General features: G+C 33.3%; 28 protein-coding genes. 27 read left to right on the top strand and 1 reads right to left on the bottom strand.

Going from position 1 to position 26,858, the window contains the following annotated elements:
- Positions 1-174: 174 nt before the first annotated feature.
- The 3 genes from NG806_RS06525 (at position 175) to NG806_RS06515 (ending at position 2,285) form a co-directional block, all read left to right on the top strand.
- The gene (locus tag NG806_RS06525; protein ID WP_214824309.1) at positions 175-672 is read left to right on the top strand and encodes a hypothetical protein; all 498 of its coding nucleotides are present in this window, start codon (positions 175-177) and stop codon (positions 670-672) included.
- A 211-nt stretch (positions 673-883) separates the two neighbouring features.
- Positions 884-1,540: an outer membrane protein gene (locus NG806_RS06520; protein WP_214824312.1), complete on the top strand. Its 657-nt coding sequence runs from the start codon at positions 884-886 to the stop codon at positions 1,538-1,540.
- An 88-nt stretch (positions 1,541-1,628) separates the two neighbouring features.
- Positions 1,629-2,285, top strand: coding sequence for a porin family protein (locus NG806_RS06515; protein WP_214824315.1), 657 nt, complete (start codon positions 1,629-1,631; stop codon positions 2,283-2,285).
- Positions 2,286-2,342: 57 nt separating this feature from the next.
- Here NG806_RS06515 and ffh read toward each other — a convergent pair whose 3' ends face one another.
- Positions 2,343-3,704, bottom strand: a complete 1,362-nt coding sequence (gene ffh / locus NG806_RS06510; RefSeq protein WP_214824318.1) for a signal recognition particle protein — start codon at positions 3,702-3,704, stop codon at positions 2,343-2,345.
- Between the two features lie 460 nt (positions 3,705-4,164).
- On the opposite strand from ffh, the gene atpB reads away from it, so the two are divergent.
- The 24 genes from atpB to NG806_RS06390 all read left to right on the top strand — a co-directional run bounded on the left by atpB (position 4,165) and on the right by NG806_RS06390 (position 26,847).
- Complete coding sequence (atpB, locus tag NG806_RS06505) at positions 4,165-5,292, top strand: F0F1 ATP synthase subunit A (RefSeq protein ID WP_214824320.1); 1,128 nt, start codon at positions 4,165-4,167, stop codon at positions 5,290-5,292.
- Between the two features lie 47 nt (positions 5,293-5,339).
- Positions 5,340-5,558 (top strand): ATP synthase F0 subunit C, encoded by a 219-nt coding sequence (locus tag NG806_RS06500; RefSeq protein WP_007844726.1) that lies wholly within the window; start codon positions 5,340-5,342, stop codon positions 5,556-5,558.
- 103 nt (positions 5,559-5,661) lie between these two features.
- Positions 5,662-6,156 (top strand): F0F1 ATP synthase subunit B, encoded by a 495-nt coding sequence (locus NG806_RS06495; RefSeq protein ID WP_214824322.1) that lies wholly within the window; start codon positions 5,662-5,664, stop codon positions 6,154-6,156.
- Between the two features lie 2 nt (positions 6,157-6,158).
- On the top strand, positions 6,159-6,698 hold the full coding sequence (gene atpH, locus NG806_RS06490; RefSeq protein WP_214824325.1) for an ATP synthase F1 subunit delta: 540 nt from the start codon (positions 6,159-6,161) through the stop codon (positions 6,696-6,698).
- An 18-nt stretch (positions 6,699-6,716) separates the two neighbouring features.
- Positions 6,717-8,294, top strand: coding sequence for a F0F1 ATP synthase subunit alpha (atpA, locus tag NG806_RS06485; protein WP_214824326.1), 1,578 nt, complete (start codon positions 6,717-6,719; stop codon positions 8,292-8,294).
- A 66-nt stretch (positions 8,295-8,360) separates the two neighbouring features.
- Complete coding sequence (atpG, locus tag NG806_RS06480; RefSeq protein ID WP_214824328.1) at positions 8,361-9,224, top strand: ATP synthase F1 subunit gamma; 864 nt, start codon at positions 8,361-8,363, stop codon at positions 9,222-9,224.
- A gap of 97 nt (positions 9,225-9,321) precedes the next feature.
- Positions 9,322-10,812, top strand: a complete 1,491-nt coding sequence (locus NG806_RS06475; RefSeq protein WP_261512410.1) for a carboxylesterase/lipase family protein — start codon at positions 9,322-9,324, stop codon at positions 10,810-10,812.
- A 248-nt stretch (positions 10,813-11,060) separates the two neighbouring features.
- The gene (locus NG806_RS06470) at positions 11,061-12,419 is read left to right on the top strand and encodes a hemolysin family protein (protein WP_214824333.1); all 1,359 of its coding nucleotides are present in this window, start codon (positions 11,061-11,063) and stop codon (positions 12,417-12,419) included.
- An 11-nt stretch (positions 12,420-12,430) separates the two neighbouring features.
- The gene (locus NG806_RS06465; protein ID WP_214824335.1) at positions 12,431-12,736 is read left to right on the top strand and encodes an ATP-dependent Clp protease adaptor ClpS; all 306 of its coding nucleotides are present in this window, start codon (positions 12,431-12,433) and stop codon (positions 12,734-12,736) included.
- A gap of 135 nt (positions 12,737-12,871) precedes the next feature.
- Positions 12,872-14,713 carry a T9SS type A sorting domain-containing protein gene (locus NG806_RS06460; protein WP_261512408.1) on the top strand — a complete coding sequence of 614 codons (1,842 nt, stop codon included), beginning with the start codon at positions 12,872-12,874 and terminating at the stop codon, positions 14,711-14,713.
- A gap of 124 nt (positions 14,714-14,837) precedes the next feature.
- On the top strand, positions 14,838-15,452 hold the full coding sequence (udk, locus tag NG806_RS06455) for a uridine kinase (protein ID WP_072406162.1): 615 nt from the start codon (positions 14,838-14,840) through the stop codon (positions 15,450-15,452).
- A 1-nt stretch (position 15,453) separates the two neighbouring features.
- On the top strand, positions 15,454-15,807 hold the full coding sequence (locus NG806_RS06450; protein ID WP_214824346.1) for an FtsB family cell division protein: 354 nt from the start codon (positions 15,454-15,456) through the stop codon (positions 15,805-15,807).
- 40 nt (positions 15,808-15,847) lie between these two features.
- Positions 15,848-17,011, top strand: coding sequence for a methylmalonyl-CoA mutase family protein (locus NG806_RS06445; RefSeq protein ID WP_214824348.1), 1,164 nt, complete (start codon positions 15,848-15,850; stop codon positions 17,009-17,011).
- The gene (locus NG806_RS06440) at positions 17,011-17,451 is read left to right on the top strand and encodes a DinB family protein (RefSeq protein WP_261512407.1); all 441 of its coding nucleotides are present in this window, start codon (positions 17,011-17,013) and stop codon (positions 17,449-17,451) included. Before NG806_RS06445 ends, NG806_RS06440 begins: the two co-directional genes overlap by 1 nt.
- Positions 17,452-17,550: 99 nt before the next feature.
- On the top strand, positions 17,551-17,676 hold the full coding sequence (locus NG806_RS06435) for a GxxExxY protein (protein ID WP_261512406.1): 126 nt from the start codon (positions 17,551-17,553) through the stop codon (positions 17,674-17,676).
- Positions 17,677-17,771: 95 nt separating this feature from the next.
- Positions 17,772-18,857, top strand: coding sequence for a class I SAM-dependent methyltransferase (locus tag NG806_RS06430; RefSeq protein WP_261512405.1), 1,086 nt, complete (start codon positions 17,772-17,774; stop codon positions 18,855-18,857).
- Between the two features lie 55 nt (positions 18,858-18,912).
- Positions 18,913-19,194 (top strand): hypothetical protein, encoded by a 282-nt coding sequence (locus NG806_RS06425; protein ID WP_214824353.1) that lies wholly within the window; start codon positions 18,913-18,915, stop codon positions 19,192-19,194.
- A gap of 168 nt (positions 19,195-19,362) precedes the next feature.
- Positions 19,363-20,742 carry a dipeptidase gene (locus NG806_RS06420; RefSeq protein ID WP_214824356.1) on the top strand — a complete coding sequence of 460 codons (1,380 nt, stop codon included), beginning with the start codon at positions 19,363-19,365 and terminating at the stop codon, positions 20,740-20,742.
- 307 nt (positions 20,743-21,049) lie between these two features.
- Positions 21,050-21,922, top strand: coding sequence for a T9SS type A sorting domain-containing protein (locus tag NG806_RS06415; protein ID WP_214824359.1), 873 nt, complete (start codon positions 21,050-21,052; stop codon positions 21,920-21,922).
- Positions 21,923-22,392: 470 nt separating this feature from the next.
- Entirely contained in the window at positions 22,393-23,409 is a 1,017-nt protein-coding gene (locus tag NG806_RS06410; protein ID WP_214824361.1) for a T9SS type A sorting domain-containing protein, read from the top strand.
- A gap of 79 nt (positions 23,410-23,488) precedes the next feature.
- Positions 23,489-24,196, top strand: coding sequence for an SDR family oxidoreductase (locus NG806_RS06405; protein WP_214824364.1), 708 nt, complete (start codon positions 23,489-23,491; stop codon positions 24,194-24,196).
- 150 nt (positions 24,197-24,346) lie between these two features.
- Entirely contained in the window at positions 24,347-25,093 is a 747-nt protein-coding gene (locus NG806_RS06400; protein WP_214824368.1) for an electron transfer flavoprotein subunit beta/FixA family protein, read from the top strand.
- Positions 25,094-25,192: 99 nt separating this feature from the next.
- Positions 25,193-26,140 carry an electron transfer flavoprotein subunit alpha/FixB family protein gene (locus tag NG806_RS06395; protein ID WP_261512404.1) on the top strand — a complete coding sequence of 316 codons (948 nt, stop codon included), beginning with the start codon at positions 25,193-25,195 and terminating at the stop codon, positions 26,138-26,140.
- A gap of 107 nt (positions 26,141-26,247) precedes the next feature.
- Positions 26,248-26,847, top strand: a complete 600-nt coding sequence (locus NG806_RS06390; RefSeq protein ID WP_214824378.1) for a bifunctional nuclease family protein — start codon at positions 26,248-26,250, stop codon at positions 26,845-26,847.
- Positions 26,848-26,858 lie beyond the last annotated feature (11 nt).

Here is a 26,858-nt window from a genome sequence, read left to right as displayed (position 1 = left end):
TGGTTTTCCAAATAAAGAATAGTTCAGTAAATCGAAAAAGTCAAGAAAAAAGAAGCTTATAATATTATAATTTGAACCACTTATTAAGTAAGTGGTTTTTTTATCCGTGTTTTTACTGGTTTTGAAATTAAAAATAAATGTTAATTTTGCAGTATCAATCAAAACTATTTAAAAATGAAAAAACTATTATTATTGGGCGCTTTTGCGCTACTAGGGAGTGCTGTTCATGCACAAGAAGGTTTTAAACTAGGGGGGCATATTGGGATTCCTGTAGCTGATGCCAGTGATGTTTCATCATTTACTTTAGGTGTGGACGCATCTTATATGTGGAATATTGCAAAAGGTTTCGACCTGGGTGTTGCTTCTGGATACTCTCATTTCTTTGGGAAAGACAACTTTGATGATTTTGGATTTATTCCAGTGGCTGTTTCTGGAAAGTATAAGTTTTCAGGGGCTCCTATTTTTGTAGGATTAGATCTTGGATATGCAATTTCTTTAAAAGATGGTATCGATGGCGGATTTTATGCTCAGCCAAAATTTGGTTATCAAATGTCTAAAGGAGAATTGTATATAGGGTACCAAAGCATTAGTAACAGACGTGATTATGGCTGGTATAGAACAAGCTGGACTATAGGAGCTGTAAATATTGGTTACAATTTCTACCTTAGATAAATTTTAAGAAATATTAAGGTTTCTTAACTCCAATTGCATAATTGGAGTTTTTTTATTCAAAATATTGTGAAAAACTTAAAAGTCCCTCTCAGCTGCATTTTATTATTATAAAGCATTGATTTTTGTGAGTGATATTAATCATATTAACAAATTTTAATATTAAGGTACCCCGCTGTAAATTTGCTCTAAGAAAGTATTAAAATTTTTTAAAATGAAAAAATTATTATTAGCGAGTGCTATTGCACTTTTCGGTTTATCTAATGCTCAGATTGCAAAAGGAACTGCATATTTATCAGGATCTGTTGGTTATTCTCAAGAAGAAAGCGACAATGGTAACTACAAAAAAGAAAACTTCAATGTATTACCTACAGTTGGATATTTTGTTGGAACAAACTTAGCAGTTGGAGTTGGAGTTGGATACCAGACTGAAAAAACTACTCAAACAACGACTTTAGCATTGCCAGGTGCTGTAAATGTAACTGAAAGCATTGTTAAAAAACCAGCTTTTGTTGTTGCTCCTTTCGTAAGAAAATATTGGACTTTATCTGATAAATTATATATTTTCGGACAATTAGCAGTACCAATGCAGTTTGGGAAAACTGAAACTGAAAACAATTCAGTAACTACTTCAGGTTCTACTACAGTTACAAACTCAACTTCTACTGAAGCTAAATACACTAAAATTGGTGTTACTGTGAAGCCAGGTTTAGATTATTTCTTAAACAAAAACTGGTCTATCGAAGCTACAATCGGAGAGTTTGGTTACAGCAATTATAAGCCAAAAGACGGTGATGCTACTAACAACTATAACTTCGGATTGAACTTATCTTCTGTAACTTTCGGAGTTAAATATGTTTTTGCTAAGTAATTAACAAAGTACATTAAATATAAAAAGACTTAAGCTTGCTTAGGTCTTTTTGTTATAAATAAAACTAAAATTTTAAAATCAATCGAACATGAAAAAAATCTTATTAGCATCAGCATTGGCTTTTTTTGCGAGTATGAATGCGCAGACTAAATTTGGAGTAAAAGCTGGTTATGCTTTATCAAAATTAAATTCTAATGACAATGATATTGAATTTGAGGAGATTGAAGGAGGCTTAAAATCAAAATCTGGATTTTATATTGGAGCTTTAGTTGAGCATAAATTTAATAATAAATTTGCTGTTCAGGGAGAAGTACAATATGCAAATTTAGGAGGAAAGGCAAAAGTGTCACTGCCTGGTGGGGTTACAGTAACTGAAAATTTAAATTTTAATAGAATTGTAATTCCTGTATCAGCAAGATATTATGCAACTCCGGAATTAGGAATTTATGCAGGTCCTTATGTGAGTTTTAAAACCAATACGACGGCAAAAATTAAAGTAAGTGGAGCAATGGCCAACCCTCAGGGAATCAACGAGGGTGAAGAATATCTTGAAAGAGCTTTCAATGATAATTTAAAATCTACAGATTTTGGACTTTTCTTCGGTGCTGATTACAATGTATACAAAGGATTATTTGTAGATGCACGTTATAGTTTCGGACTAACAAATATGATCAAAAATCCTGTACAGGATGAAAAATTGAAGATGAATTTCTTCCAGATCGGATTGGGATATAAATTCAAATAAAATAAAAACTCTCAGAATTTCTGAGAGTTTTTTTATGTCTTATTATTTTTATATTCACTATTTCCCCATCATACCACCCATTCCCGGCATGTTTGGCATTTTGCTCATCATCTGCATCATCTGCTTTCCTTGAGGGCCTTGCATCATCTTCATCATTTTACCCATTTGATCAAATTGCTTCATCAATTGGTTTACATCCTCAATCTTTCTTCCCGCACCTCTGGCAATTCTTTGTTTTCTCTGTGTATTAATAATAGAAGGTCTTCTTCTTTCATCCGGAGTCATAGAGTAGATGATCGCCTCAATATGTTTGAATGCATCGTCGCTGATCTCAACATCTTTAATTGCCTTTCCAACTCCTGGAATCATCCCCATTAAATCTTTCATATTACCCATCTTCTTGATCTGGTTAATTTGCTTCAAGAAGTCATCAAAACCAAATTCATTTTTAGCAATTTTTTTATGAAGTTTTTTAGCTTCTTCTTCATCAAATTGCTCCTGAGCTCTTTCAACTAGGGAAACAACATCTCCCATTCCTAAGATTCTGTCAGCCATCCTTTCCGGGTAGAAAAGATCTAAAGCCTCCATTTTCTCTCCTGTAGAAATAAATTTGATTGGTTTTTCAACCACAGAACGGATCGTTAAAGCAGCACCCCCTCTTGTATCACCATCTAATTTGGTAAGGACAACACCATCAAAATTCAGAGCCTCATTAAATGCTTTTGCTGTATTTACGGCATCCTGACCGGTCATGGAGTCAACAACAAATAATGTTTCCTGAGGCTTGATGAAATAATGAACAGACTTGATCTCATTCATCATCTGCTCATCAATAGCCAAACGTCCTGCTGTATCCACGATTACAACATCGTGGCCGTTTGCTTTTGCAAAATTGATCGCATTTTCAGCAATTGTAGAAGGGTTTGTAGAACCTTCTTCTGTGAAAACAGGAACTCCGATCTGACCCCCTAAAACTTTAAGCTGATCGATCGCAGCCGGACGATAAACGTCACATGCTACCAATAAAGGTTTTTTATTCTTTTTAGTATTTAAATAATTAGCTAGTTTCCCGGAAAACGTAGTTTTACCAGAACCCTGAAGACCCGCAATAAGAATTACTGAAGGTTTCCCAGAAAGATTAATGCCTTCCTGAGATCCACCCATCAAGTCGACTAATTCGTCATGAACAATTTTAGTCATCAACTGCCCCGGGGTAAGAGAAGTAAGAACATTCTCTCCTAAAGCTTTATCCTGAACTCTTTTAGTAAGATCTTTTGCTACTTTATAATTAACATCGGCATCTACCAATGCTCTACGAATTTCTTTTACGGTTTCCGCGACATTGATTTCTGTAATTTTTCCACGTCCGGAAAGATTATGAAGCGCTTTGTCTAATTTATCCTGTAAACTATTAAACATATTGATTGTAAATTATAGTCTGCAAAAATAAGGAATTTTTAATAATATATATTATATAGAGGACAGAGATTTATTTTGCTTAATAAATTATAATTATATTTTTGCAAAATGAATATTTGGAATAGCCTCATTATTGTACTTTTAATAATAGTCCTTAACAGTATAGTCTACATACTGTTTAAAAGATATTTGTATGGTAAACCGGATGCAGGAATGAAATTTCTTGTGGTTAACCTTTCCAAAGATGTTGTATGGCTTATTATTTCTTTACTAATAATTGATAAAACAAAAGCCGATTTTTTGTTTATTGTGATTTGCTTTATCATCGCTTCTTTCCTTATATATTTATCTATAATAAAACTGATTAACAAATCTTGACTTTTTTGATGATAAAAATCAATTTTTAATATTGGTAAAGTTTAATAAAATCGATATATTTGCACACGATTAAAAAAGAGATATGAACAGAAAAATTTCTTCATTATTTTTCGCATTTTTATTTGTGTTTATTAGTGGTTTAGCTAATGCACAACATGAATCTGAAGGTGAGAAGGCAGCTGAAAAAGTAGAGCATACAGAAGCAGAAAAGGGCTTTAATGCTACCAAAATGATCATGGAACACATTGGTGATTCTAACGAATGGCATTTATGGACTACCAAAGATGATAATGGAGAAGAGCATCATGTTTCTGTTCCATTGCCAATAATTATTAAGGATAATGAAGGATGGCATACTTTCCTTTCAAGCAATATTGCTCATGGTCATGAACACGATGGGTATACATTAGAAGAAGGACAGGTTGTTTCTACTAAAGGAATTCAAAAAGCAACTTTGTTTGCTTTAATAAGTGGAAAACAAAAATCAAGCGATGTTTATTTCGATCTGTCAATTACAAAGAATGCCGCATCAATGTTCTTGTCAGTGATCTTTATGTTGGTTGTATTTATCAGCATGGCGAGAAATTATAAAAAATCTCAGCTTCCAAAAGGTTTTGGGAAAATAATGGAGCCTGTAATCGTATTTATCAGAGATGAAGTAGCGATACCAAATATTGGATCAGTGAAATATAAAAGATATATGCCTTACCTATTAACCGCATTTTTCTTTATCTGGTTTAATAACCTTTTTGGATTAGTTCCATTCTTTCCAGGTGGATCGAACCTTACAGGTAACATCGCAATTACTGCAGTTTTAGCTGTTATTACTTTATTAATTACTTTGTTCAGTGCTAATAAAGACTATTGGAAGCATATTTTTATGCCACCAGTTCCTCTATTATTGTACCCAATTATGGTTCCAATTGAAATCATCGGGATCTTTACAAAGCCTTTCGCTTTAATGATGCGACTTTTTGCTAACATTACTGCAGGTCACATTATGATCTTAGCGATTATATCTTTGATCTTTATTTTTAAATCTCCATTCTTAGGATTTGCATCTGTACCATTAGCATTATTCGTTTCTGTATTGGAACTATTAGTTGCTGCGTTACAAGCTTATATATTCACAGTATTGTCAGCATTGTTTATTGGTATCGCTGTTGCAGAGCACGAACACGAGCATGGACATGAAGAACACGCTCACTAAAAGAGCTTTTAATTTTAAAATAATTTTTAACTAAATATTTATTTATTATGGATTTATCAACTGGAGCAGGATTAATTTACGTAGGAATTGGTTTAGCAGTATTAGGAGTAGGTCTTGGTATTGGTAAAATCGGAGGTCACGCAATGGATGCTATCGCTAGACAACCAGAACAAGCTGGTAAGATTCAAGGAGCAATGCTTATTGCTGCTGGTCTTATTGAAGGTGCTGGTCTTATCGCGATCATCTTTGGTGCTTTCATCAAGTAATTATCCTCAAAGAAATATTCTTAGCAGTGAAGCGGTTGGCTGCTGCTAAGAATTTTAAAAAGATATCCATAAAATTATCACATTAAAAAAAGAATTTACAGATATGGGAATTATTGAACCTGGAATTGGACTTTTGTTTTGGATGACGCTTACTTTTGTTATCCTGTTGTTTCTTTTAGCAAAATTCGCTTGGAAACCAATTGTTAATGCAGTAAACGACAGAGAAACTTCTATTGTTGATGCATTAAATCAAGCTAAATTGGCTAAAAAAGAAATGGAAGATCTTAAAGCTGATAACGAAAGAATCATTCGTGAAGCTAAAATTGAAAGAGATGCTATCCTTAAAGAAGCAAGAGAAATTAAAGATAGAATTGTAGGAGAAGCTAAAGATGTTGCTAAATCTGAAGGCGATAAATTGATCGCAGCGGCTAAACAGACTATTGAAACTGAGAAAAATGCTGCTATGGCAGATATCAAAACTCAAATTGGTGCTTTATCTGTAAATATCGCTGAGTCTATCCTTAAACAAAAACTAGACAACAACGAAGCTCAAAACGAGTTGGTTCAAAATTATTTAAACAAATCTAATCTTAACTAATAATGCTTACATCTAAAGTAGCTAAAAGATATGCACAAGGTTTGCTGGATTTCACAAATGAATCCGGACAGACAGCTACTGTGTTTTCTGAAATGAAAGATGTAGTGAAGTTAATGTCTGAATCCGTGGATTTAAACAAATTCTTCCTTACCCCTTACATTGATGCTAAAAAGAAAACAGAAGTAGCAAATGAGATTTTTAAAGGTTTATCACTTTCTTCTCAGAATTTAATCAGATTGGTTATTAAACAAGGACGTGAAAATCAACTTAAGAATATCGCTCAGGAATTTATCAACAAAGTGGAAGATATCAATGGTGTATTAAGAATAACGCTTACTACGGCTACTGAGCTTTCAAAAGAGAATATAGATCAAATTTTGAAATCTACCAATTTGGTTAGTAATACTTCAAATTTCGATTTGAAAGTAAATGTGAATCCTAAAATTTTAGGAGGTTATATTTTAAGAGTGGGAGACCAGCAGATCGATGCATCTGTGAAAAACAAACTGAATCAGGTTAAAAAAGATTTTCAATTAAATTAAGATAAAAACAACCATACAATGGCAGAAATAAATCCGGCAGAAGTATCTGCGATCTTAAAACAGCAATTGGCCAACTTCGATACTCAATCAAACGTTGAGGAAGTAGGTACAGTTTTAACCATCGGTGATGGAATTGCTCGTGTATACGGGTTAGAAAACGTACAATACGGAGAGTTGGTTAAATTTTCTAGTGATGTAGAAGGTATTGTACTTAACCTTGAAGAAGACAACGTAGGTGTTGCTCTTTTGGGAGAAAGTAAATTAGTTAGAGAAGGAGATACAGTAAGAAGAACAAAAAGAATTTCTTCTATTAAAGTAGGAGAAGGAATGTTAGGAAGAGTAGTAGATACTCTTGGTAACCCTATCGATGGTAAAGGTCCTATTACTGGGGATTTATATGAAATGCCATTGGAAAGAAAAGCTCCTGGAGTTATCTTTAGACAACCGGTAACTGAACCGTTACAGACAGGTATCGTTGCTATCGACTCTATGATTCCTGTAGGAAGAGGACAAAGAGAGCTTATCATTGGTGACAGACAAACAGGTAAAACTACTGTTGCTATTGATACGATCATCAATCAAAAAGAATTTTTTGATGCAGGAAAGCCTGTATATTGTATATATGTTGCAATCGGACAGAAAGCTTCTACAGTAGCTCAAATCGTTAAAACGCTTTCTGATAAAGGAGCTTTAGAGTATACGGTTATTGTTGCAGCTAATGCATCAGATCCGGTTCCAATGCAGGTGTATTCTGCTATGGCAGGTGCTTCTATCGGAGAGTTCTTCAGAGACACTGGTAGACCAGCTCTTATTGTTTATGATGATTTATCTAAACAAGCTGTTGCTTACCGTGAGCTTTCTCTACTATTAAGAAGACCACCGGGACGTGAAGCTTACCCTGGAGACGTTTTCTATCTTCACTCAAGATTATTGGAAAGAGCTGCAAAAGTAATTGCTGATGATACTATCGCAAGCCAAATGAATGACTTACCTGAGTCTTTAAGACCTTTAGTAAAAGGTGGTGGTTCATTAACTGCACTTCCAATTATTGAAACTCAAGCTGGTGACGTTTCTGCATATATTCCTACTAACGTAATTTCGATTACAGATGGACAGATCTTCTTGGAATCTGATTTATTCAACTCCGGAGTTCGTCCTGCAATTAACGTAGGTATCTCTGTATCGAGAGTAGGAGGTAATGCACAGATCAAATCAATGAAAAAAGTTTCTGGTACATTAAAACTTGACCAGGCTCAATATAAAGAACTTGAAGCATTTGCTAAATTCGGTTCTGACCTTGATGCTTCTACTTTAGCAGTAATCTCTAAAGGAGAAAGAAACGTGGAACTTCTTAAGCAACCAGTTAACTCTCCACTTCCTGTAGATAGCCAGGTAGCTATGATATATGCAGGTACTGAGAACTTGTTGAGAAACGTTCCTATCAGAAAAGTAAAAGAATTCCAAATTGAATATATCGCTTTCCTAAGATCTAAGCACCCTGAAACTATGGCTGCTATTAAAGCTGGGAAAATCGATAATGAAATTACAGACGTTCTTAAGCAAGCTGCTAACGATTTAGCTTCAAAATATAATTAAAAAATTCAATGTTTAAGGTTTGAAGCAAGTCTTTGAACCTTAAACTTTATACATTGAAAACATAAAATGGCAAACTTAAAAGAAATACGAGGAAGAATCAGTTCAATTTCATCTACGATGCAGATTACACGTGCTATGAAAATGGTTTCTGCAGCGAAACTTAAAAAAGCGCAAGATGCAATCGTAATGTTAAGACCTTATTCTGAAAAATTACAAGAAATCATCCAGAATGTAAATTCTAGTTCAGATCCTGATCAGGTTTCTATTTATGCTCAGAAAAGAGAAGTTAAAAGAGTTCTTTTTATTGCTGTTACTTCAAATAGAGGTCTTGCGGGAGCTTTTAACTCATCTATTGTAAAAGAGCTTAATATTCAGTTTCAGAATAACGCTCAATATGAGATCGAAGTTCTTACAATTGGTAAAAAAGCATATGATGCTGTAAGAAGAAGCCGTACTGTATATTCAAATGAAAGCGCTGTTTTTGATAATTTGAACTTTGATGCTGTTTCCAACCTTACTGAAGGAGTAATGAATAGTTTCAAGGAAGGGAAGTTTGACGAAGTTTATTTAATTTATAATAAATTTGTTAATGCTGCAACTCAGGAAGTTACTAAAGAACAGCTTCTTCCGATTTTGATGCCCGAAACTACAGAACCTCAGGTAGAAACAGATTATATTTTTGAACCTAATAAAAATGAGATTTTGGATAATTTGATTCCAAAGTCAATTAAAACACAGGTTTTCAAAGCTGTTTTAGATTCAGTAGCATCTGAACATGGAGCGAGAATGACTGCAATGCATAAAGCAACAGATAATGCTCAATCTTTAAAGAATGATTTAGTAATCTTCTATAACAAAGCAAGACAGGCTGCTATTACAAACGAGATCTTGGAAATCGTTTCCGGAGCAGAAGCTTTGAAAAATTCTTAAAAAATTATTAAAATAACAAAAAAAAGCATCGATTTTATCGATGCTTTTTTTTGTTATTTGTATTATGTATATATTCGCGACGATATAAAACACAAATATGAATATCCCTACATTAGTTTCTACTCAGTATGGTAAAGTACATGGTGCAGTAGAAAATGGTATTGCTGTATGGAAAGGAATACCTTACGCCCAAGCGCCTATTAATCAATTAAGATTTAAGGCTCCAAAACCACCGCAAAGTTGGAGCGGAATAAAAGATACAACTGCATTTAGTGCAATTGCACCACAAATTAGCCCCGAAGCACTCAAAGAGCAGACCAGTGAAGATTGTCTTTTCCTTAACATTTGGTCGCCTGCCGCTGATAATAGCAAACGGCCCGTACTTTTTTGGATACACGGGGGAGCTTTTGTAACAGGCTCAGGTTCTACACCAGCTTATAATGGCGCTAGTTTTGCGAAAACAGGAAATGTAGTTGTAGTAACCATTAATTATAGATTAGGTCCATTTGGCTTTTTGTACACTAAAGATTTAGTAGATAATGATCTCTTTGACTCTAATAATGGTTTACGGGATCAGTTAGCAGCACTTGAGTGGGTAAAAGAAAATATTGCTGCTTTTGGTGGAGATCCTGAAAATATTACCATTTTTGGCGAATCAGCAGGGGGAGCGAGTGTTGTTAATCAGCTAGGATCACCTTTGTCAAAAGGGTTATTTCATAAGGCCATTGCCCAGAGTCCTTGTTCATCTTGTATTTACACAGATACCAAAACGGCTACCCAATGGACAATCCGTTTTTTAAAAATCTTAGGACTCGGTCCATCAGAGCTTACTAAACTGATTCATATACCAGTTGATACTTTATTAAAAGCATCTACACAACTCATAGAAGAAATGACAGAACTTGTTCCGGGTAATATCGTATTTCAACCCATAGTTGGTGATGATATGCTACCTCTTCGTCCAGAGCAGTCTGTCGTGGAAGGTTTGGGAAGTCAGGTACCTTTAATAGTTGGCTCAAATGAAGATGAAGGGACTATGTTTGCTTTGTTGCCTGTGCCTAAAATTATGCCGGTTAATGATACACTGATAAATATTTATTTGGAGCAAAATTATCCCAATACAGCTTCTGAAATTAAAGAAGCTTATAGAGAAATCCCGGCAGATTTAAGACCCATTAAAATGGGAGGTGATGCAAGCATTTGGATGCCTGCTGTTACTATTGCAACAGCAATGTTGGATAGCAATCCTGTTTTTATGTACCGTTTTAGGTGGGCAAGCGATTATTTAAGAACATCAGGACTTTGTAGTTTTCATTCATTAGAAATTCCGTTTGCATTTGGTAATCTTCAATCAGACGATGTGGTAGAAACGCTGAAAGGTTCGGATGAAAAGGAAATACAAAATCTTTCGCAGACAATGCAACAAGCTTGGCTCAACTTTGCTCACACGGGCAATCCAAACAAAAGTGAGATAAATAATTGGCCTCTTTATAACAAGAAAACACGGGCATCTTTAGTTTTTGACAAAGAAGTTGTAGTAGAAAATGATATAGAAGCTGAAGTACGTAAGGCTTGGGAAAATAATTAGACAATAATTTCCAGAATAAATGGCTTAAGTTATTTTTAAAGCTCGTAAGTATCTATATGAAATTTAGAAGGATATTTTACTTTTACTTTTTTTTGTAAAAATATCTAAGTAGTATTTCTGAAGCAGAGATCTGAAAATTCGTAAGAAATATTTTTAACAGAATATTAAAGCATCGAGTATATTGATGCTTTTTTTGTTACTTTTATTTTATATATCTTTGTAAAAATTAATTTTATATAATTTTCTAAATGGACTCGGACATAGTCAGGCTTTTGTTAGCCTTGTTTCTTGTATTACTTAATGGCTTTTTCGTAGCCGCAGAATTTTCAATTGTTAAAGTTCGTTACTCGCAAATTCAGATAAAAGCTGCAGAAGGTGATTCTATGGCTAAACAGGCAGAGCACATCATAAAACATCTTGATGAATATTTATCTGCAACACAATTAGGAATTACATTGGCTTCACTTGCCCTTGGTTGGGTGGGAGAAAGCGCATTGCATCATGTTATCGAAAATCTTTTTATATCAATTAATTTTGAATTGAGCCCAGCTTCTGTTACTTCAATATCGTTAATAATCAGTTTTGTTATCATTACGATTATGCATATTGTTTTTGGAGAGCTTATTCCAAAGTCAATTGCTATAAGGAAATCAGAGGCTACGACAATGGCAACTGCTGTTCCTTTAAGGGTTTTCTATACCATCTTTAAACCTTTTATTTGGTTAATGAATTCCATGTCTAATGGGGTTTTAAGATTAATGAAAATTCACCCTGCTTCAGAACAGGAGATTCACTCCACTGAAGAGCTTCAGCTTTTGGTAAAACAAAGTGCAGATAGTGGAGAAATTGAAGAGGAGAACTATGAGATCATTAAAAATGCGTTTGATTTTACAGATCATTCTGCGAAACAAATCATGGTTCCGAGGCAAAATATTACATCAATTGATTTTGAAGAAGATATCAGTGATATTATTAACAAAATTATGGATAGTGGTTATTCCAGAATTCCTGTATATATAGACTCTATTGATAATGTAATAGGTATTCTTTATACAAAAGAGATTATCCGGGAATTTGTTAAGAGAAAGGGAGAACTGAATCATGATGATTTAAAAATCTTGATGCGAGATGCATTCTTTGTGGTTGGAAGTAAAAAGATCTCTGATCTACTAAAGATTTTCCAACAGAAAAAGCAACATTTAGCTATTGTGATTGACGAATTTGGTGGTACCGAAGGTATTATCACACTAGAAGATATACTTGAAGAATTAGTGGGTGAGATTCAGGATGAAGAGGATGATGAAGATAAGGTGGTGGATAAAATTGGAGACAATATTTATTGGGTACAGGCTACGCAGCCTTTAGAAGAAATTAATGAATTTTTACCTAAGAAATTAGCGCCTTCAGAAGAAAGTGAATACAATACATTAGCAGGTTTTATCCTTCATGCTTTGGAAGATATTCCAGTTGAAAATCAGGAATTTGACCTTGAGAATTATCATTTTAAGATCTTAAAAATGAATAATAAGAGCGTTGAGCTTGTTGAATTGGTTTATGAAGGACCAAATATTTTAAATGATATCGCAGATAGATTAGGAGAAGTTTAAATAATTCTAAAATGATTTTTTATAACGGAATAAGGGATTACGAAAATCCAAAACGTCAGTATGAAGAAGAAGTTCTTGTGTTGGAAGAAACGGATGATGTTTACAAATTAATTTTACACAATGATGACATTCATACTTTTGATTATGTAATTGATAGTTTGGTGGAAATCTGCAAACATACCTTAGAGCAAGCTGAACAATGTACCATATTAATACATTATAAAGGTAAATGTACAGTAAAAACAGGCTCAATGGAAGTTTTGAAGCCGATGCACGAAAAATTAATTTCAAGAGAATTAACAAGTGAAATAGTATAATATAGCCCTGACATGATGTCGGGGCTTTTTTTGATCTATTTACAATTATTTAATATTTTATTAAGATATTTTAAAATAGAAGGTCTTATCTCAATAATCTTTGCTATTTTAGTAAAACAACTTAAAAAATATTATATGAGATTAAAAATTAATTCTTTACTCCTTGGGTGTGTACTGGCATCTTCCAGCCTATTAGCCCAAGAATCTTCTTTTGAAGCACCTGCGAAAAAATGGATTAGTGAAAATTCTAGGAATCTAGGAATTCAAAGTAGTCAACTGACTCTAAACTTTGTGAAAAAAGGAACCTCTGGAGAAACATTGCGCTTTCAACAATATGTGAAAGATGTACCTGTTTTTCAATCTGAGATCCTGGTACACTTCAATAAGGAAGGTAAAATCACTTATACCTCCACTGAAAATTTAAAAAAGAATATTGAAGAAGTAAATACAGTTCCTTCGCTTAAAGCCTCTGAAGCGCTTCAAAAAGCCCATACTGTTTCAAAAACAAAAGGGAAAGTTACTTTTGAAGAAACTAAACTGTTTGTTTATGCCACAAAAAGTGGTGAAACAAAACTTGTCTACAGAGTACTTACAAATTCTCATGATAATCCCGGAAGCTGGGAAACAATAGTAGATGCACAAAATGGTAACATAATCAGTGTAGAGGATATTGCACTTTATCATCATGATAAAAATGAAATCAAAAAGCCCAGAAAAAAAAGCACAAATAAAGAAATAAATACAAAAAAAGCTTTTGTACCCGGCTCGGGTTATATTTTCAATCCTGATCCTCTCTCTAAAATGCAGGTTACTTATGGGGGACAGTATATAGATAATGATGATGCAACTAATGCTAGTTTGGATGCTGCAAGAACTCTGGTTACCATTCCCGAAGTAGATTTTGCTGGGGGAGTGTATAAATTAAAAGGTTCTTATGCAGAAATTAAAGAATTAGAAACACCGGCAACAGGGCTGTTTACTCAAGCAACAAATCAATTCCTGTTTAACAGAAATGAACAGGGTTTTGAGGCGGTAAACGCTTACTGGCATATAGATAATAGCTTAAGATACATTAATGAAACCTTGAATATCGTATGTAAACCATTAACTAACGAAGGGATATTGTGGTATGACCCACACGGAGTGGATGGTGATGATAATTCTTATTACAGTAATGGCAGATTGGTTTTTGGCGAAGGCTGTGTAGATGATGCTGAAGATGCCGATGTTATTTTACATGAGTTAGGTCATGGAGTACATGATTGGTTAACGAATGGAAATTTGTCTCAGGTTCAGGGATTGAGCGAGGGATGTGGAGACTATTGGGCTCAGTCGTATAGCAGAAGCCTTAATCAATGGCCTTCATCTGCTCCACAATATAATTGGATGTTCAGCTGGGATGGACATAATGAATGCTGGGCAGGAAGAATTACAAACTATACAGCTTTATATCCAGGGAGTGGAGCTATTCACATCAGAGGACAAATATGGGCTTCTGCTCTTATGAGGATTTATGATCAAATAGGAAGAGCGAAAACTGACCGGGCATTTTTGGAGGGAATATCTATGACAGGATCGAGCACTAATCAGCAACAGGCAGCAATTGCAGTGAGACAGGCGGCGATTGATATGCTTGGGCAATTTGGATTCACTTGTGGGGATATTGCTATTATGACACAGGAATTTACTGCTGCAGGATATGTTTTACCAGCTTACAGCTGTCAGCTGAGTGTTGATGATGTTTCTAAAAAAGAAATTATTGCTGTTTATCCCAATCCGGTACATGATGTATTGAACATTTCTTTAAAAATAACTAAAGAAGAAAAAGTGGAGATCTACAACATGGAAGGCCGAAAAGTTTTAGAAACCACCATTGGAAACGGTAAAAATAAAGTTGATGTTTCTAATCTTCAAACAGGTGACTACTTATTGAATATGAAAGGCATAAATTTATCTACTAAATTTATCAAAAAATAAAACTCTAATGAAAGCCGGCATTTTATGCCGGCTTTTTTTTATTCAAGAATTACAGAGGCATTACTTTACTTGCATTCAACTAAAATAGTATATTTGTACCCAACTATATAGAAACTCAAAAAGAATGCTTGTAATAGGAATTGCAGGAGGAACAGGATCCGGCAAAACTACAGTTGTTGATAAAATACTCCAACAGCTTGATATCGAAGGAATGAACATCCTTTCTCAGGATAATTATTATCATGATAACCATAATCTTACACTGACTGAAAGGGAAGCTTTAAATTATGACCACCCGAAGTCAATAGATTTTGAACTGATGTTAAAACATGTAAAAGCTTTAAAAAATAATGAACCTATTGAACAGCCGATTTACAGCTTTGTTACTCATTCCAGAACCGGAGATCATGTTACTGTAGAACCTAAAAATGTTTTGGTTGTGGAGGGAATTTTGGTACTTACTAATAAGGAGTTATTGAAAGAATTTGATTTGAAAGTTTTTGTTCATGCAGATTCAGATGAAAGACTAATTAGGAGGATTAGAAGAGATACTCAGGAAAGAGGAAGAGATTTAAGTGAAGTTTTACATCGCTATCAAACCACTTTGAAACCAATGCATCAGGAATTTATCGAGCCTTCAAAAAATGAAGCCGATCTTATTATCCCTAATATGAAACAAAATTCCGTAGCGATTGATTTTTTAACTACTGTTATAAAAAACTCGTTGAGAAAACACTAAAATGGCAAATAAATTAATTAAAGACATACAACCAAAATCAGAAGTATTAAAGCTTCTTCAAAAATACATTGTAAACAGGTATTTTATCACTATCTGTTTATTTTTGGTTTGGATGGTTTTTTTTGATAAAACTTCGTTCTTGGTAATTAATGAACTTAATGGTGAGATTAATAAATACCAGGAACAATTACAGTATTATAAAACCGAGTATGAAAAGAACGATACGTTTTATAAAAAACTGATGAACAATAAATCTGAAAAAGAAAAATACGCAAGAGAAAATTATTTTATGAAAAAACCAGATGAAGAGATCTTTATTCTGGTGGTAGACAGTACAAATATTCCTAAAAAATAGGATTCATAAATTATTCTCTTAACTCATAACTTTCAACTAAATGTCAAATATAAATACATTTCCCGACTGGGAAAATTTAGTAAAAAAGCAACTTAAAACAGAAGATATTTATACCATTCTGAAAAAAGAAAATTTAGAAGGAATTGTTGTAAAGCCTTTTTATAGTGCAGTACAAAAACCTTTAGTAAATCTGCCAAAAGTTGAAGAAAGTACACATTTAGTATCTAATTACCATGAAAGTTTAGAAGATGACGTTTTTGCTTTCCTTTTGGATCAGAATGTAGAAAACCTTGAGCAAAAAACAATTTTTGTTAATAATAAAGACCTTGCCGAACATATCAGTCCAAAAGATGAAGATCAGTATTTCTCATTAATCGATGTGTTCGATGAAAAAGAAGGGATAATTAATGAACAACTTGTCAAAGAATTACTTGCTAAAGACTTTAGAAGGAATATTTGCGTAGATATTTCTCTTCATCAAAATTCAGGAGCTGCGATCTTTCAGCAGTTAGGTATTGGTCTGGCAAAATCTAAAGAACTTGTTGAAGTCTTTGGAACTGAAATTTTAAACAAACTAATTTTCAGGATAGCAGTTGGAAGCAATTACTTCTTTGAAATGGCCAAAATAAGAGCTTTCAAATTGATTTTTAATCAACTTTCAAAAGAATATAATTTAGATCTGATTCCATATATTTTTGCAGAAACTTCTCTGAGAAATAAAGCGTTTTCAGATAGTGAAAATAACCTTATCCGTTCCACATTAGAGCTTGCAGCTGCTATGATAGGTGGGGCTGATGCTGTTTATAGTAACGATTATAAGATTGAAAAAAGCTCTGAAAACTCACAAGAGATCTCTTTCAAGCAGCAGATTGTATTAGCTTATGAAAGTATAATTAATGTATTTGAAGACGCTTCTAATGGTAGTTATTATGTTGAGGATCTAACTCAACAGATTGCAGATAAATCATGGGACTTATTCCTGGAAATAGAAGATGCAGGAGGGTATTTGGAATTAATTAAACAAGGAATTGTACAGAAGAAGATCTATGATCAAGCCATTGAAGAACAAAAATGGGTTGAAGAAGGTAAAATAAAGCTGATCGGAGTGAATCTTTATCCAAAACTAGAAGTTAAAAGGTCAATTAAAGAGCTTTACAACGAGAAAGAAATAAAACCGGTCCGTTGGGCAGAAATGTTTGAGTAATGAATGAAAAGTTAATTGATTTATTTGAATATACTCATCATTATAATCGAGAAATTATAAAACTTATTAAAGAAGAAATCTCGAAAATTGATGAAAAAACCATTGCATTGATAAACCATACGCTTGACGCTCAACAAATCTGGAATGCAAGAATATTGGGAGAACAACCGTTTGGGGTTTGGCAGATAAATCCACTTGAAGATCTGGAAGAAATCAACCATCAGAATTTTTTAAAAAGTATTCAGATTGTTCAAAATTTTAATTTAGATAACAGAATAGGTTATCAAAATTCAAGAGGCACCAAATTTGAAAATAGTGTGTTTGAGATGCTTTTTCATGCTATTAATCATTCAACTTATCATAGAGGTCAGATCAACTCTTTATTAAAGCAAAGTGGGGTTGAGCCATTATTAACGGATTATATCTTTTACAAAAGATAAATATTTATTGGAGTAAATTTTTGTTCCCACAGATTTCACAAATCACACTGATTTGTAAATTACTTCAAATAAAACTACACAAATGAATGAAAATGAAAAGTGCATCACAAACAATTATTAACTTATTTTAAATTAACTGGTTTTAAGTTGGGCATATTAATTAATTTTAATACAGACTTTATTGCTAAAAGTATAATTAGAAAAATAAATGGAACTATTGATTAATGGTTTTTTAATCTGTGATATTTGTGAAATCTGTGGGAAACAAAATACTAGACCAAAAGGTTCAAGAATTCATTAATGCAAATACAAATTCAGATTTGCATTCTTTATTATTGAAAAAATCTCCATTTCCTGAAGTGACGATGCAGGAAATTGTTCAGCAAATAAAAGGAAAACAAGTGGCATTGAAAAAATTCCCCTTTTTACTGCACAATGAAATTGTTTTTCCACCACAGCTTAATTTAGAGCAAGCATCTTCAGAAAAAACAGCCCTTTATAAATCAGAATCTTTACATGGGAATAAGTTTATTGATCTTACAAGTGGCTTTGGAATAGATGCTTATTACCTATCCCAAAATTTTAAAGATGTTACCTTAATAGAACAGAATACAGAGCTCTTAAAGATTGTTGAACATAATTGGACTGTTTTAGGAAAAAAAGCAAAATTCATCAACACAAATCTGGAAGATTTTTTAAGTGAAAATAAAGATTTTTTTGATGTTATATATTTAGATCCCGCAAGAAGGGATAGCAACAAGAATAAAGTTTTTCTTTTAGAAGACTTGTCTCCCGATATTTTAGAAATTCAGGATCATTTACTATCTATCTCAAATGAAGTTATTATAAAACTATCACCATTAATTGATTTGAAGTATCTGATATCTGTAGTAAAGCAAATTTCAAGAATTGATATTATTGCTGTCAGAAATGATGTAAAGGAGGTTGTTATATCTTTGTCAAATAAAAATTCAGGAAATATTATTTGCCATTGTGTGAACCTGGAGGTTAATGAATCACCTTTTACATTTCAATTTGGTGAAGAAGAAAATGCTCACTCTGAATATACTGAGCCTGAAAGATTTATTTATTTACCCAATAATTCAATATTAAAATGTGGAATCTTTAATTTAATTTCAGAAAAATTTAATTTGGAGAAACTTCATCCCAATACCCATATTTACACTTCCGATAAAATGATCAGTAATTTTCCTGGGAGAGTTTTAGAGATGGAAGTTATTGATAGTAAGAAGATTAAAAAGAAAGAGCAATTTAATATTATTTCTAAGAACTATCCTCTGAAGCCAGATGAAATTAAGAAGAAATATGGTTTAAAGGATGGTGGTGAGCAATATCTTATTTTTACCCAATCCAAAAAAGGAAAAATTATTTTAAAATCAATATAAAAATGTTGCCAAAAGAGGCAAGATTTCTTAATTTTGGGCAATCTAAAATTTAAGCATGAGAAAATTAATTATATGTTTAGCCATTGCAAGTGTAGCAGTAAGCTGTAAGAAAATACAAGCTGGAGGGAATAAGAATACCTTAAAACTGGAAGAAGGAGCAGAAAGATATTCTGATGATGCGCAAGGAGGTGGAGAAGCTCATGGTAAGGGGCATGAAGCTGCTGCAGAGCACAAAGAAGCTGGTGTTACTGAAAAACAGGATGCTGAGGCTCCAAAAAAAGATAGCGCTACCACTGCAAAGCCTGTAGAAGCTGAGAAAGCTAAAGCTGAACACTAATTATTAGTAGAAAATATAAAAATGTCTTGCAAAATTGCAGGGCATTTTTTGTTTTAAAATAGTAATGGTTTCTAAATTTCCAATAAATATCAGTCTGTGGGAAAATTCTCTGTTTTTGCTTGCTCCTGCGGACCATTTTTTCTAATTTTAACAAAACAAATTTTTACAATGCAAGAGACATTAAATTACATCAACGAAAACAAACAGCGTTTCGTAGATGAGTTATTTGAGTTATTGAGAATTCCTTCTATTTCTGCAGATCCTGCTTACAAAGGTGACGTATTGAAATGTGCAGAGGTATGTGCAACACATCTTAAGAATGCTGGCGCTGATAATGTTGAAGTATGCCAGACAAAAGGCTATCCTATTGTTTTTGGTGAGAAAATTTTAGATAAAAGCCTGCCAACGGTATTGGTTTATGGACATTATGATGTTCAACCTGCTGATCCATTAGAACTGTGGAAAAAACCACCTTTCGAACCCTATATTGAAAAAACTGAACTTCATCCTGATGGGGCAATTTTTGCAAGAGGTTCTGCAGATGATAAAGGTCAATTTTTCATGCACCTGAAAGCTTTTGAAGCAATGATGAAAACCAATTCTCTTCCTTGTAATGTTAAGTTTATTTTAGAAGGAGAAGAAGAAGTTGGATCTGTAAGCTTGGGAGATTTTGTAAATGAAAACAAAGAGAAATTAGCTTGCGATTGCATTTTAATTTCTGACACCCATATTTATAGCAACGAACAACCTACTGTTACTACAGGTTTAAGAGGTTTAAGTTATGTAGAAGTAGAAGTGGAAGGGCCGAACAGAGATTTACATTCTGGCCTTTATGGAGGAGCTGTTCCAAACCCTATTCATGTTCTTTCAAGGATGATTGCAAAATTGATCGATGAAGATGGACATATTACGATTGATGGTTTTTACGATAATGTGGATGTAGTTTCAGATGAAGAAAGAGCTGAAATGAATAAATTGAAAGATAATCCAGAAGAGTTTAAAAAAGCAATTGGTCTTGGCAATGTAGAAGGAGAAAAAGGATATACAACCTTGGAGAGAACTTCTATCCGTCCTACTTTAGACTGTAATGGGATTTGGGGAGGTTACACAGGAGAAGGAGCAAAAACAGTTATTCCTTCAAAAGCTTTTGCAAAGATTTCAATGCGTTTGGTTCCTTATCAAACTCCGGAAGAGATCACAGAAAAATTTACAAAATATTTCGAGAAAATTGCTCCTGATACTGTTAGAGTGAAAGTTACTCCACATCATGGAGGGATGCCTTATGTTTTGCCAACTGATACCAAAGAATTTGCAGCTGCAAAACAAGCAATGGAAACAGCATTTGGAAAAGAAGTATTACCTTACAGAGGAGGCGGAAGTATTCCTATCACCTCTATGTTTGAAAAAGTATTAGGTGCGAAATCTGTTTTAATGGGCTTTGGTCTGGATTCCGATGCTATCCATTCTCCCAATGAACATTATGGCTTATTCAATTTCTATAAAGGAATTGAAAGTATTCCATTATTCTTCGAAAACTATTCAAAATAAAAGCTATTTGTGAAAGATAATTATTGTTAAAGTAATTAACCACTAAGCTTAAAATCGAAAAAGAGAATGCCTGTAATGGGCATTCTCTTTTTTGATGGTTATATTTTAAATAAAAAATACTTAATGGTTTATTTTATTAATTATAAAAAATAATATAAAAATACTTATTTTTCACTTAATAGTGTATTGTGTTGTTTATTTTATTGTTTATATGACTGATTATTTTTGATTATATATTTTTTAAATTAAAATTTTTTTTAATCAAGAAAAAAAAATATCTTTACAAAAATAACTAAAAAATAATATCATGAGAAAAATCTTTACATCTTTAGCGGTTGTAATATTTGCAGGTACAACCTTTGCACAAGTAATATCACAAAACGCAACACAGAATACAGTAGTATCAACTGGTTCTGTTGCCTGCGGAAATCAAGCTGGAGGCTTTACTTCAGATAATTCATATTATAGAGTTTTTAAATTATCCGATTATGGGATTAACTATAACTATAATATTACTAATGTAGCGTTTGGAGTTCAAACTGCTAGTACAACTCTTCCTGTGGAGGTCAATCTTTATACTTTAGTTGGTACATTTCCAACAGGAACTCCTACTTTTCTTGGAACAACAACGGTTAATGTAACACCAGCTAACGTGTTAGGAATGGTAAACACTGGAACTGGTCTTTCGCAAATTGTTCCTGCAGGAGGTACATTTATAGTAGAACTATTTCATGATGGTAGTGGTACTACCCCACCACAGTCTTTTTATTTAGGAACTAATGCAAGTGCGCAAACAGCACCTTCATATTTGTCTTCAGAGGCTTGTGGTATTGATACACCTATTGCAACCGGAACAGGTGCCTTGGCGGCTTTTGGTTCAGCAAGATGGGTTATTACAGTTACAGGACAAAATACTTTAGGAGTTACAGAGGTAATTAATTCTAAAGATCTACAGGTTTATCCAAATCCAGTTAAAGATGTCCTGAAATTTAAATTTGGAAACAATTTGAAATCTGAAGGAATAGATATTTTTGATATGAATGGTAGAGTAGTTACTTCTATCGGAAATAACAAAAATGTGAACGAAGTGAATGTATCAAGCTATCCAAAAGGAAACTATATTTTAAAAGTTAAAGCTAATGATGGAAAAGTATATATTCAAAAAATTATTAAAGAATAATTACAGGTAAATCTTAATTTACATAAACATACAGCGCTCCAATTGGAGCGCTTTTTTTGTATATACATTCAATTAGACAAGTGTGAATGTTTACAGTTTTATAGATTTTGATGTAAATAATACTTTTATTATAAGACTAATTTGTAATCTACTTAAAACTTGTAATACTGAAAATACCTAATATCAGGTATAAATAATTACTTGTTTTTAAGTATTGGTAATCTCTTAATACCAAAATAGCTTTGTAACGATCAATTTTGCTAATCATAGAATTAAAGAATTTCAGAAAATTAAACAAATAACTTGTCAAAAATGCATCTTAATAAATGATTATGTTTTTTAAATTCATTGATAGGAGACATTTTGTTTATTTTTTTATTTACAGGCAACCTTTTTTAACTTTTGTTGTCTTATCAATAGAAGCTAATTATAAATAGTTTCAATAATAATATCAAATTAAAAAAAATCTTATGAAAAAAATTTTACTAATTAATGCATTTTTATTTGTTTTATTACAGACATTAAATGCCCAATCTTTACAAGAAGATAATTTTAATTCCTATAATATAGGAAATGTCGGTACAACCGTGACCCCGACTACTTTGGGGCAAGGTGGGTTTCGTACAGATTTTGCAGGAGGTCAAAATTCAGATGCACAAATTGTAAATATCGATGCTTCTCATGACAAATCTTTGCAGCTTACGGGAAGTTCGACCGCAACAGGAACAAAGTATATGTGGAAAGATGGACTACCTGCTGCGTGGGCTGCAAGAACACCAGGAAATAATATCCTTGAACTGGAATTTAATTTATACACTGGAAGTGTGACAGGTGGCGTGGGTAGAGCAACTGTTTTAGTTTATGATGAGACAACCCATAAAACGCTGCTTGGAGCTGGATATGAATTTGCTACACAAAGAGTTGTTGGTATAGCAAACTATCACAATACTAATAGTGGGGCAATGGGAAATATTCTTTTTTATTTGGAGCCAAACACATATACTTATCCTGCAAATACATGGATCACATTAAAGTGCACATTTAATAAAACCACAGGAGCGGTTACATGGACAGGACCTGGAGGTGTTGTTTATAGCCCTGCTTCAAATTATATACCGCTTGCTGCAGGCATAGATCCGTATGAAATGGATTTTGTTTCAGTAGTTGGTTCAGGAAATACAGTGGCTCACATCACTTCTTTTGATAACTATATGTTAACCGCTAAAAATACGACAGTATTAGCGACAAAAGAGGCTGTTGCGAAAGAAAATGATATTTCAGTTTATCCTAATCCTGCAACTGATTTTATTACTATACAATCAAAGTCACAGATTACTAAAGCTGAAATTTTTAATGCGGCGGGAAGAATCATAAACGCTAAACTTAATGGTGATAAAATAGATGTAAGGAATCTTCTTCCAGGAGTGTATATCCTTTCTATTGAAACCAAAGGGGAGCAATTTTCTAAAAAATTCATTAAAAAATAAATTACTGATAAATCTTAGTCTCAATAAAACGCTTCAATTGAAGCGTTTTTTTTATTTTAGAGAAATTAAAGTGAAATATATGATCGAGAATAAAGTAGCCTATATAACAGGTGGAACCAAAGGTATAGGTTTTGGAATAGCTAAAATTTTGCTTGAGAATGGAGTATCTATTGCGTTCTCAGGAAGAAAACGGGAAGATGTAATGGAAGCGGAAAAAGAATTACAAAAATATTCCAGTCAGGTATTAGGAATTGTTTCTGATGTGAGAAGCTTGGAAAGTGAAGAAGAAGCTATCAGATATACCATAGATAAATTCGGAAAATTGGATTTTGTTATTGCTAACGCTGGATTAGGGATATTTAAACCTGTAGATGAATTAACTTCTGAGGAATGGAATTCTATGATAGAAACTAATTTAACAGGTGCTTTTTACACATTAAAAGCATCAGTAGAAGAGTTGAAAAAGTCAGAAGGATATTATATCACAATTTCAAGTTTGGCTGGAGCTAATTTTTTTGAAAATGGTACCGGGTATAATGCTTCAAAATTTGGAGTTGTAGGATTTACACAAGCTGCTATGATAGACCTTAGAAAATACAATATTAAAACAACGGTGATCATGCCAGGTTCTGTAGCAACAAATTTCAATGGAAATGTAGTTTCTGAAAAGGATGAATGGAAAATCCAACCCGAAGATATGGGGAATTTGGTATTGGATATTTTAAAAATGAACCCACGGGTTTTGCCTAGTAAGATAGAGTTTAGGGCAACAAAACCAGGTAAGTAATTACATTTAATGTATTGAATAATAAAATCATAAGTATTATGCATGCATAATATATTTTTTATTTATATTTACAGAAATTAATCAAACAAAATCTCTGCATAACGGTACAGAACTTTTATGCGATAAAAAGAGAAAAATAAAATAGTACACATGAAAATATTAGTTTGTATTAGTAGTGTTCCGGATACTACTTCCAAAATTAACTTTACAGCAGATAAATCTGCTTTCGACAAAAATGGAATTCAGTGGGTTATTAATCCTTTAGATGAATTTGCATTGACAAAGGCGGTTAAACTTCAGGAATCTCAAGGAGCTACGGTTACAGTAATAAATGTAGGAGACATTGCTACAGAACCTGTAATAAGAAAAGCATTGGCAATTGGTGCAAATGATGCAGTTAGAGTAAATCTTGATCCGAAAGATAGTTATTCAACAGCTAAAGAAATTGCTGCTGTTGCTCAAAATGGAGGTTATGATCTTATCCTTTGTGGTAAAGAATCGATTGACTATAATGGAGGCTCTGTTCCAGGAATGGTAGCTCAGTTATTAAACCAACCTTTCGTGAACGCATCTGTAGGTTTAGATGTAAATGGAAGTGAGGCAACTGCTGTAAGAGAAATTGAAGGCGGTAAAGAAACTATTTCTGTAAAACTTCCTGCTGTAATTGCAGGTCAGAAGGGATTAGTGGATGAGAAAGATCTTATTATTCCTAATATGAGAGGAATTATGTCTGCGAGAACAAAACCTTTACAGGTTGTTGAGCCTACTTCTTCAGAAGTAAAAGTTCAGGGAGTTTCTTATGACAGCGTTCCACCTAGGGCTGCTGTGAAAATGGTTTCTCCTGATAATTTGGATGAGTTGGTAAGACTTCTTCATGAGGAAGCTAAAGTGATATAAAAATTAGAAACTGGATGTCAGAAGCAAGGATATTTAAAGATCCTGTTCTAAATCCATTTCTTTAATCCTTTAATTTTTTAATCTTTAAATTTTAAAAAAATGGCAGTATTCGTATACGCAGAAAATATAAATGGAGTTTACAAAAAAGCAGCTTTCGAGGCAGTTTCTTATGCTAAAGCTGTTGCAGATCAGGCTGGAGATACCGTTACAGCGATTTCTGTAAACCCTACTGATTCTTCAGATTTATTATATAAATATGGAGCATCAAATGTTATCAATATTAAAGACGAAGGTCTTAAAAGTTTTTCAGCAAAAGCTTTTGCTCAGGCAGTAAGTGAAGTAGCTGATGGAAATATTATCATTTTCCCGCATACTACAGATGCTTCTTCTGTAGCACCAATGTTAGCTATAATGAAGAATTATTCTTTAATTACTAACGTTCTGGAAGCGCCAGAAAGTCTTTCGCCATTCCAGGTGAAAAGAAGAGCTTTCTCAGGAAAAGGATTTATGCATGCTAAAGCTGAAGGTACAGGAGTGATCGTTACGGTTTCTCAAAATGCTTTCGGGGTTAAGGAAAATGCAGCTTCCGGTTCTGAAGAAGTGAAAAATTTATCTGTAGCCAATGAAGATACTAAAGTAGTTTCTCATGAACAGAGTTCTGGAAAACTGGATCTTAAAGAAGCTGAAGTAGTGGTTTCTGCAGGTAGAGGGATGAAAGGTCCTGAAAACTGGGGGATGATTGAAGATTTAGCAAATGTTTTAGGCGCTGCTACAGCTTGTTCTAAGCCTGTTTCTGATATAGGTTGGAGACCTCACACAGAACACGTAGGACAAACAGGTAAAGCGATCTCTCCAAATCTTTATATTGCTGTAGGTATTTCTGGAGCAATTCAGCATTTAGCTGGAGTGAATTCTTCTAAAACTATCGTAGTCATTAACAGTGATCCTGAAGCTCCGTTTTTTAAGTCTGCTGACTATGGAGTAGTAGGTGATGCTTTCCAGATTATTCCTGCATTAACTGAAAAGATTAAAGCAATCAAAGGATAAAATTTAGCTTATAATAAATAAAAAAAATAAAAGTTCGGGCACTCCGAGCTTTTATTTTTGTCTAAAAAGTAAAACCTACAATAAAAAATTAATTTATCTTTGTAGTTATGGATTATAAACAGCTAATTATTCGAGGAATATCGTACAGCCAGACCCAATCAGGGGCGTACGCTTTGTTATTGGAACATGAAGAAACACATATAAAATTACCTGTTGTTATAGGAAATTTCGAAGCACAATCCATTTCTCTCGGTCTGGAGAAAGATATTCATCCACCACGTCCTCTTACACACGATTTATTTACAAAATTTATAGTTTCGGCGAATTACGAATTGGTCTCAGTCATTATTTATCAGATTGTAGATGGAGTTTTCTTTTCTAATATTAACTTTAAAAACAAAGTAACAGAAGAAGAGCTTATCTTAGATGCCCGAACTTCTGATGCTGTTGCTATGGCGGTACGTTTTGACGCACCAATTTTCACCACCCAACAAGTTTTAAATGAAGCAGGAATTCTTTTGGAATTAGAAGATGTTTCGAAAGAAGAACAATCATTCTCTGAAACCGTTCAGTCTGAGGATAATTTAAAATCTCTTTCAATGGAAGAACTTCAAAAATTATTAGAAGATGCAGTAAAAGAAGAAGATTATGATACTGCCTTAGAAATTCAGGAAGAAATCAAAAGAAGGAAAAAGAAAATTGATTAAAAGAGATATTT

This window comes from Chryseobacterium paludis, assembly GCF_025403485.1.
GTDB lineage: Bacteria > Bacteroidota > Bacteroidia > Flavobacteriales > Weeksellaceae > Chryseobacterium > Chryseobacterium paludis.
This window is presented reverse-complemented; position numbering and strand designations above follow the sequence as displayed.

Coding starts and splice junctions, on each gene's coding strand:
- NG806_RS06525 (WP_214824309.1), top strand. CDS start 175: ATGAAAAAACTATTATTATTGGGCGCTTTTGCGCTACTAGGGAGTGCT.
- NG806_RS06520 (WP_214824312.1), top strand. CDS start 884: ATGAAAAAATTATTATTAGCGAGTGCTATTGCACTTTTCGGTTTATCT.
- NG806_RS06515 (WP_214824315.1), top strand. CDS start 1,629: ATGAAAAAAATCTTATTAGCATCAGCATTGGCTTTTTTTGCGAGTATG.
- ffh (WP_214824318.1), bottom strand. CDS start 3,704: ATGTTTAATAGTTTACAGGATAAATTAGACAAAGCGCTTCATAATCTT.
- atpB (WP_214824320.1), top strand. CDS start 4,165: ATGAACAGAAAAATTTCTTCATTATTTTTCGCATTTTTATTTGTGTTT.
- NG806_RS06500 (WP_007844726.1), top strand. CDS start 5,340: ATGGATTTATCAACTGGAGCAGGATTAATTTACGTAGGAATTGGTTTA.
- NG806_RS06495 (WP_214824322.1), top strand. CDS start 5,662: ATGGGAATTATTGAACCTGGAATTGGACTTTTGTTTTGGATGACGCTT.
- atpH (WP_214824325.1), top strand. CDS start 6,159: ATGCTTACATCTAAAGTAGCTAAAAGATATGCACAAGGTTTGCTGGAT.
- atpA (WP_214824326.1), top strand. CDS start 6,717: ATGGCAGAAATAAATCCGGCAGAAGTATCTGCGATCTTAAAACAGCAA.
- atpG (WP_214824328.1), top strand. CDS start 8,361: ATGGCAAACTTAAAAGAAATACGAGGAAGAATCAGTTCAATTTCATCT.
- NG806_RS06475 (WP_261512410.1), top strand. CDS start 9,322: ATGAATATCCCTACATTAGTTTCTACTCAGTATGGTAAAGTACATGGT.
- NG806_RS06470 (WP_214824333.1), top strand. CDS start 11,061: ATGGACTCGGACATAGTCAGGCTTTTGTTAGCCTTGTTTCTTGTATTA.
- NG806_RS06465 (WP_214824335.1), top strand. CDS start 12,431: ATGATTTTTTATAACGGAATAAGGGATTACGAAAATCCAAAACGTCAG.
- NG806_RS06460 (WP_261512408.1), top strand. CDS start 12,872: ATGAGATTAAAAATTAATTCTTTACTCCTTGGGTGTGTACTGGCATCT.
- udk (WP_072406162.1), top strand. CDS start 14,838: ATGCTTGTAATAGGAATTGCAGGAGGAACAGGATCCGGCAAAACTACA.
- NG806_RS06450 (WP_214824346.1), top strand. CDS start 15,454: ATGGCAAATAAATTAATTAAAGACATACAACCAAAATCAGAAGTATTA.
- NG806_RS06445 (WP_214824348.1), top strand. CDS start 15,848: ATGTCAAATATAAATACATTTCCCGACTGGGAAAATTTAGTAAAAAAG.
- NG806_RS06440 (WP_261512407.1), top strand. CDS start 17,011: ATGAATGAAAAGTTAATTGATTTATTTGAATATACTCATCATTATAAT.
- NG806_RS06425 (WP_214824353.1), top strand. CDS start 18,913: ATGAGAAAATTAATTATATGTTTAGCCATTGCAAGTGTAGCAGTAAGC.
- NG806_RS06420 (WP_214824356.1), top strand. CDS start 19,363: ATGCAAGAGACATTAAATTACATCAACGAAAACAAACAGCGTTTCGTA.
- NG806_RS06415 (WP_214824359.1), top strand. CDS start 21,050: ATGAGAAAAATCTTTACATCTTTAGCGGTTGTAATATTTGCAGGTACA.
- NG806_RS06410 (WP_214824361.1), top strand. CDS start 22,393: ATGAAAAAAATTTTACTAATTAATGCATTTTTATTTGTTTTATTACAG.
- NG806_RS06405 (WP_214824364.1), top strand. CDS start 23,489: ATGATCGAGAATAAAGTAGCCTATATAACAGGTGGAACCAAAGGTATA.
- NG806_RS06400 (WP_214824368.1), top strand. CDS start 24,347: ATGAAAATATTAGTTTGTATTAGTAGTGTTCCGGATACTACTTCCAAA.
- NG806_RS06395 (WP_261512404.1), top strand. CDS start 25,193: ATGGCAGTATTCGTATACGCAGAAAATATAAATGGAGTTTACAAAAAA.
- NG806_RS06390 (WP_214824378.1), top strand. CDS start 26,248: ATGGATTATAAACAGCTAATTATTCGAGGAATATCGTACAGCCAGACC.